The organism is Sphingobacterium sp. LRF_L2, assembly GCF_965644235.1.
GTDB lineage: Bacteria > Bacteroidota > Bacteroidia > Sphingobacteriales > Sphingobacteriaceae > Sphingobacterium.
The window spans coordinates 37,443-44,129 of the sequence record NZ_CBFFRI010000005.1 but is presented as its reverse complement, the minus strand read 5'-3'; the positions used below and the strand labels follow the sequence as shown (position 1 = coordinate 44,129).

Sequence of the window (6,687 nt, the reverse complement as noted above, 5' to 3'; positions counted from 1 at the left end):
ACAAAACACAATCCGAAGATACGCCCGCAAAACCGCTTGGGTTTAAACCGAGGTTCAAAGCAGGGGTAACCAAAAATACCACTGATGAAGTAAATCCTGCGGAAAACACCGACATTGCGCCTACAACGGAAAACAAAACACAATCCGAAGATACGCCCGCAAAACCGCTTGGGTTTAAACCGAGGTTCAAAGCAGGGGTAACCAAAATCAAACCAACTGATGAAAATCAGTCTGAAGAATAATAGTAAAAAGGTATCATCAACTAATCAATTGAATTATGTTAAAGGAAGAAAGACAGGCCTATATTATACACCAAATAAATCTACACAACAAAGTTCTGTCTTCAGACTTAAGCCTACAGCTTAATGTATCCGAAGACACCATAAGACGGGACTTAAATGAGTTGGCAGAAAATGGGCAAGTACTTAAAGTATATGGGGGTGCCCTATCGAAATCCTTTCAATTTCCTTTCCAGGAAGGAAATGTTTATGCAAAAGAGTCAAAAAAAGAAATTGCGAAGAAGGCTATTTCATTGATACAAAATGGGATGACGGTATTGGTGGGTGGAGGAACAACCATGATTGAACTGGCTCGACTTGTACCCAGCGAAATACAATGTACATTCTTCACGATAAGTCCTTTGGTTGCTTTGGAACTGGCGGAGAAGGAAAACATTGATGTCATACTCATTGGCGGTAAATTATCGAGAAACACCAACATTGTAACAGGAGCACAAGTTATCAATGAACTTTCAGATCTTCGCGTAGACCTTTGTCTCCTAGGCACAAATAGTCTTTCACTAGACGAAGGAATAACAGATTCTGATTGGGAGGTGGTACAAATAAAACGGGCAATGATCAAATGTTCGAAGAATGTTGCTATTCTTAGCATAACCGAAAAATTAAATTCGAACCAGAAAATGAGAGTAGCACCACTGCGCGATGTGACCTATCTTGTTACTGACCTTGATTCTAATCACCCTAAATTAAGGGAGTTTGCAAAATCCATTACAGTACTGTAATATTTATATTTTCTCACGATTAAATTTCTGGATAGCCCGCCGAACTACCCAGAAATTACTTTCGATTTCCATGTTATGCCACAGCATACGATAATCAATACTTCTATTAAAAACCAATCGCTTAAAATGCTTTACTAATGATCTCAATGTGAATTTTCCAATTCCGTTAAATGGTTTCGCATAATAATGGATATGATGTTGCTTCCACTGTTCTTCTGCTATTTCGTCCACATACTTTACGTATTGCCTTTCATCTACTAATTTTCTATTCAATGTATCCAATATTTCTACCGATTCAATATCTGTCTTTAATATTAATTTATTTTCATCTTTAATCACAACAGAAAGTTTCAGTTCAATTATATTTCCCCTATCTACCTGCAGCTGTAAAATTCCACCTAGATTCCACTCCCTAGAATTTAAGATACCATCAAAATAAAAATTACCTAAACTATAGACGATATACTTCGATTTATAAATCTCTACACCTTGCAACACATGGGGATGATGTCCGATAATCAAATCGGCACCACAATCGACTAGTTCCCGATATCTTTTTCGCCATTCGGGGATAGGGACATCTATCATCTCCACTCCAGCATGTACTTGTACAATTAGTACATCTACTTGTTTCCGATAATCGCGTATCTTAGAGTCGACTTGAGAATGGTTAACCCAAGCATATCCGTATTCTCTATCACCGTTCAACGCTCCAAAACCATTTTCTCCATAAGATAAAAAACCATAGCGTATCCCTTCCACTTCTCTAACTAACATCGAATACGCCTTATTTTCATCCCCAACTCCAAAACAGTCATCCGATCCGAAGGCCTCAGAAGTTGATAACATAGCGTCCGTTCCGTAATCATTTATATGATTATTAGCCATAGAAAACAGATTAAATCCTAGATTTTTCAACCATTTTCCAGCCTCTTTATTTTGATTGAGCAATGGTCCCGTCTTCTGTTGAGGATATCCTACTCCACTGAGCGGAGCTTCCACATTGCAACAACAAAAATGCTGCTGCTTGAACAGTTCTTTTAACTCGTTCGAGAATTCCGGCTTTGACTGCGCAACAACATCTCCGACAAAAAGTAATTTATGATGCATTTCTCTTCGATAAAAGTATTTCTATTGGCTTAATCGTAATATAGGCAAAATAAGCTTCTAAAAGCCCATTTTTAAAACCAACCTTTTTCAAAACTTCTTTGATTTTCGGCGTATGCATTAAGGATTGAAAAATTCTTTCTTTTCCACCAATATTGCCCACTCTAAAATTAATCCATTCCAAATATTTCAACGATATTACTTCCTTAAGTAAGGATACGTTAAGTGGTTCCAATGAACTACTCAGTAAAGCGTAATAATTTAAAGAATTTTGATAGGTATATTGGTGTTTTTCTTCTTCAAACAACACATTATTTTTTTTAAAAAAATCTCTTTGCCACTGCCTATTAACTCTACGCTCTAAAGGTAAGTTTAACATTGCCAATGCAATATTCTCTTCGATAAATGGTGAAAATCCCTCAAATCCATACAAAGACGGAACCCGAATCAAATATTGCAACAACAGCATCTTGTTACGCATTGCCGTAATTATACGAAATTCAGGGAGATCTAATAACTGTCTTTGTCGTTCAAAAATTGGTTCGACTACATCCTTGTAATCAACTCCCGTAGCCAACATAGAATTAGCGGTCATACCGTGGGTGTATCCCAGTTTAGAGTAAGATGCGACATTAGATATATGAGGAACAGCGACCGCTCCCGCCCAAGCGTCCCCGACAATACCACTTAACAAAGACAAATGTTGAAATTTTTCGATTTCGGCAATCTTTTTATAAAACTCCATATGGTAAGTTCCGGAAGCAGCTAACGAAGGGCCAAACAATGTATACCACTCACCTATATAATTATTGAATGACTTTAAATCAACGCGCTGCCATGAGGTTCCAAGCCGCTGAGAGAGCTGCTGTGCATAAACAACTTCTCGCGAATAGTTTTGATTGAAAGAAGTGCCATAAGTATATGCCTTTATCCTTTGTTTATCTTTGATAAGAACGTTTAACAAACGCGAATCAAACCCGCCACTGGTTGGAATCAAAATGTTTCCATCAATAGACGAAGTCCATTTTGCTAATGCGTCTTCAATCAAATGTAATACGTCGTCTTCCTGTGTACGATACCCTATTTTGTTAATTACGGTATCGACGTTGGAAAATACTTGGATTTTACCTTCAGTCTTGTGCAAAGATTCGTTCGGCTGAAGATATTTCACATATTTTACGGGCGTAAGTCCAAACACACAATAACCGTAATCAAGATAAGAAGACAGTCCCTTCATATCTATTTCCAAATTACTGTAATCAATAACATCCTCAATCGAGGTGCTATGTAATCCTAGTTTTTCATTGTAAAAAACCGTACCGTAACCAACCCAATTACCTCTTGCAACTTCCATTTCTATTTTTTTGTTAGTCTGTTTTTACCCATATTGAACAAATCCATCCAAATATCGTTACGAGACAAATGACTTCCCGAGATATAGACGCATACGAATATAATACTTTGAAGCAACAGCAGCAGTAAGTAGGATAAATTTGGGATAAGATAAGCGATTCCAGTTGCGGTAACGAATGCGATTACGCTAATCGCAAACGATGGCAAAAGATCCACGAACTGACATGATAAGGTATATCCATACACTTTTCCACTAAACAATGTGACAACGAAATAGGAAACAACTCTTACCCCGATTTGTCCTACAATAATATAAAGAATACCTAAACGAAAAGTCAGTAACAATAGTATAATGGCAAAGAAAATTTTACCTACTTCAAACCATAACGTATAAGTTGACTTGCCTTTGATATTCAAAAAATTCACATTTAAATCGGTGAGAGATATAAAGATACCAGCAAAACAAAGTAACTGAAAGTAAAAGATCGAATTAACCCAAGTTGTCGATAGGAAACAGATAAATGCAGGTTCGGCAACTGCGATAGCGCAGAAGCTGACTGGGAACAAAACAAAAGCTAGCGTACGCATTGATTTGCGACAAGCATTCAGAAATCTGGGATAATCATCTTGAATAGGCGTCAAGGTGGATAAGGTGGTGCCTTGAACAATAGAAGAAATTAATAGATTGGGGGTTTCGCCCCATTTATTCGCTTGTAAATAAAATCCAGTTTCAGCCAAGGAAAAGTGTTTCCCAATAAATGAATAATAACTTTGCGAAAAAACTTTTCCAAGCATGCTTCCAATCATAAATGAAAGAGAAAAACGAAGGTGTTTTCTTAAACATTTAAAAGAAAAAGAAAAATCCAACCTCCAATTCCCCCATATCCATAACATACCTGTTCGACAACAAGAATACAAAACAGTTTGGAGGAGAATTGCCCAGATCCCATAACCAAGCAAGGCGATAAGAATAACTGCTGTTCCCGAAAAAACAACTGATAGAACATTAATCCGAGCAGTTTCTTTAAAACAAAAGCTCTTTAAGAGTTTTACATATTGAACAATCCCAAGAGAATGTATCAATAACTGCAAGAAAAGAACTCTTGCATACAAGGTAAGTCCTTTTATACCATTAAACCTCTCGAGATAGGGAGCAGAAAAGAAAAGTATGAAATAAATCAAAACACTAATGCTAAGATTAAAAACAAACATACTTGAGTAGTCCTTCTCTTCCACATCGCGAGATCTCACTAAGGAAGTTGCCAAACCACTATCGACAAAAGTCGTTGCAATCGTTGAAAATATTAGTAATACCGCTAAAACGCCAAAGTCTTCTGGCGTCAGCACACGGGCAGTTACAACCCCGACTATAGTGGTCACTATTTGAAAACCAAAACGATCAACAGCATTCCAAAACAATCCATTAAGGGTGTTTTGCTTTGTATTTTCACTCATGAAAAAGATTCAAAAAAACAAATTTAACAAAGTCATTTAGAAAGATGGAAAAAGATTCAAAAAGAAATCGCCACAAGAAATAACTTTATATCTTTGATACAAATGAAATAATATGATGTCGAACTTAGCACCTATTGTCCTCTTCGTCTACAATCGTCCTAAGCATACTCGAAGAACATTGGCCGCATTAGAAAAAAATATACTAGCAGATAACTCGCTACTATACATTATTTCTGATGCCCCAAAGAATGCAAACGCAGTAGAGGCTGTTAACGAAGTTCGGGCAATCATTCGCGAAGCTTGGGAATTTAAACATATCACGATTATTGAACGCACACGTAATTGGGGCTTAGCAGAAAATGTTATCGATGGCGTCACTCGAATAGTCAACGAACATGGTCGTATTATTGTCTTGGAAGACGATCTAGAAACATCGCCCTACGCACTTACATATTTTAACGACGCCCTTACTCGATATGAAAAAGAAGACCGAGTTATGGGAATCAGTGGTTACATGTATCCCGTTCAATTTCCCAAACGGCTTCCAAAATCTTTTTTCTTTAGAGTTGCAAACAGCTGGGGTTGGGCAACTTGGAATCGCGCTTGGTCACATTTCAATTCTGATATTGAGGCCTTAACACAAGACTTCCAATCTGCTGACATAAAGAGGTTCAGTATCGATGGGAAAGAGAATTTTTGGAGACAGGTAAAGGATTTTAAAGCTGGAAAGATTAATTCATGGGCAATCAGGTGGTACCTATCTGTATTTAACCGAAACGGCTTAACCTTATACCCTCGAGAGTCCATGATACAAAATATCGGCACTGATGGATCTGGTACACATTCTGATGAAGATAATGTTTACCACATTAAGTTAGCAAGTAATAAAATGAAATATTTTCCTCAGGAAATTGAGGAAAATAGAACTGCTTACGAGGCCATAAAATACTTTTATACGCACAGAAAAGGTAATTACTATGCTAGGGCTATAAGATATCTGAAAAAAAAAATAAAGTTCCTTTTGCCTACATAGCTGCATCCGTGAACACCAACGTTCGTAAGGTTTTTGCCACCAACTTATACGATAATTTAATCATATAATTATATATCTCTGATTCATCCAATTTCAGTATATCTACAACATCCTCCACCAACACATACTTTGGCCGGTATTTTTCCCAATTATTAGAATGGAGAACAATCAAATCAAACCCTTCTGCGTCAATACTGAAAAAATCAATCTTTTGACCTGACGGGAGATGACGATCTAGGACAAGAGAAAGCGGTAGGGTTTTGACGGGAATTGTTCTAATGAGCCGATATTTGGCATGTGTAGTGTCACGATACTCGGAAAGTTCTTTTGAAAATCCGTTTAAAGCAGGTTCATTGAAACAATAATACGTGAGCTCTTGAGGTTCACTACTTATCCCAATATTTAAATTTATATCGCGCTTTCTGAAAAATCTAAAAAGAGATCTTACCTGAGGAGAGGGTTCTATGTTAATCCCTTTCCAGCCCCTATCATAAAAATATTTTGTATTGGAAAATCGGTAAGGATGATGCGCGCCTACATCAACATAATAGCCCTTATAATTCTTTAAATGTTCATAAAATCCACGCATAATCATATCTTCTCCATCTTGTGAATAGGAATTGGAATGAAGAAACTTATCAATAGGAATATATTTTAAAAAGGTTTTTTTTAAAGAACTCATATCTTAGCTAACTTGTTCTATCGGGAAGTCAAATTA

The 6,687-nt window shown here is 36.9% G+C and carries 6 protein-coding genes; 2 read left to right on the top strand and 4 right to left on the bottom strand.

Annotated elements, in window-relative coordinates; genetic code table 11:
- Positions 1–277 precede the first annotated feature (277 nt).
- Positions 278–1,021 carry a DeoR/GlpR family DNA-binding transcription regulator gene (locus ACSZOX_RS11660; RefSeq protein ID WP_437920153.1) on the top strand — a complete coding sequence of 248 codons (744 nt, stop codon included), beginning with the start codon at positions 278–280 and terminating at the stop codon, positions 1,019–1,021.
- 3 nt (positions 1,022–1,024) lie between these two features.
- Here ACSZOX_RS11660 and ACSZOX_RS11655 read toward each other — a convergent pair whose 3' ends face one another.
- The 3 genes from ACSZOX_RS11655 to ACSZOX_RS11645 are packed head-to-tail and all read right to left on the bottom strand — an operon-like array spanning position 1,025 to position 4,936.
- On the bottom strand, positions 1,025–2,131 hold the full coding sequence (locus tag ACSZOX_RS11655) for a CapA family protein (protein WP_437920152.1): 1,107 nt from the start codon (positions 2,129–2,131) through the stop codon (positions 1,025–1,027).
- Positions 2,121–3,482, bottom strand: a complete 1,362-nt coding sequence (locus ACSZOX_RS11650) for a hypothetical protein (protein ID WP_437920151.1) — start codon at positions 3,480–3,482, stop codon at positions 2,121–2,123. Before ACSZOX_RS11650 ends, ACSZOX_RS11655 begins: the two co-directional genes overlap by 11 nt.
- Positions 3,483–3,484: 2 nt before the next feature.
- The gene (locus tag ACSZOX_RS11645; RefSeq protein WP_437920150.1) at positions 3,485–4,936 is read right to left on the bottom strand and encodes a lipopolysaccharide biosynthesis protein; all 1,452 of its coding nucleotides are present in this window, start codon (positions 4,934–4,936) and stop codon (positions 3,485–3,487) included.
- A 112-nt stretch (positions 4,937–5,048) separates the two neighbouring features.
- Between ACSZOX_RS11645 and ACSZOX_RS11640 the strand changes: the two genes are divergently transcribed.
- Positions 5,049–5,969 carry a glycosyltransferase gene (locus ACSZOX_RS11640; protein ID WP_437920149.1) on the top strand — a complete coding sequence of 307 codons (921 nt, stop codon included), beginning with the start codon at positions 5,049–5,051 and terminating at the stop codon, positions 5,967–5,969.
- On the opposite strand, the gene ACSZOX_RS11635 is transcribed toward ACSZOX_RS11640, so the two are convergent.
- Positions 5,962–6,651 (bottom strand): FkbM family methyltransferase, encoded by a 690-nt coding sequence (locus ACSZOX_RS11635; protein ID WP_437920148.1) that lies wholly within the window; start codon positions 6,649–6,651, stop codon positions 5,962–5,964. The two genes, ACSZOX_RS11640 and ACSZOX_RS11635, sit on opposite strands and share 8 nt — an antisense overlap.
- Positions 6,652–6,687 lie beyond the last annotated feature (36 nt).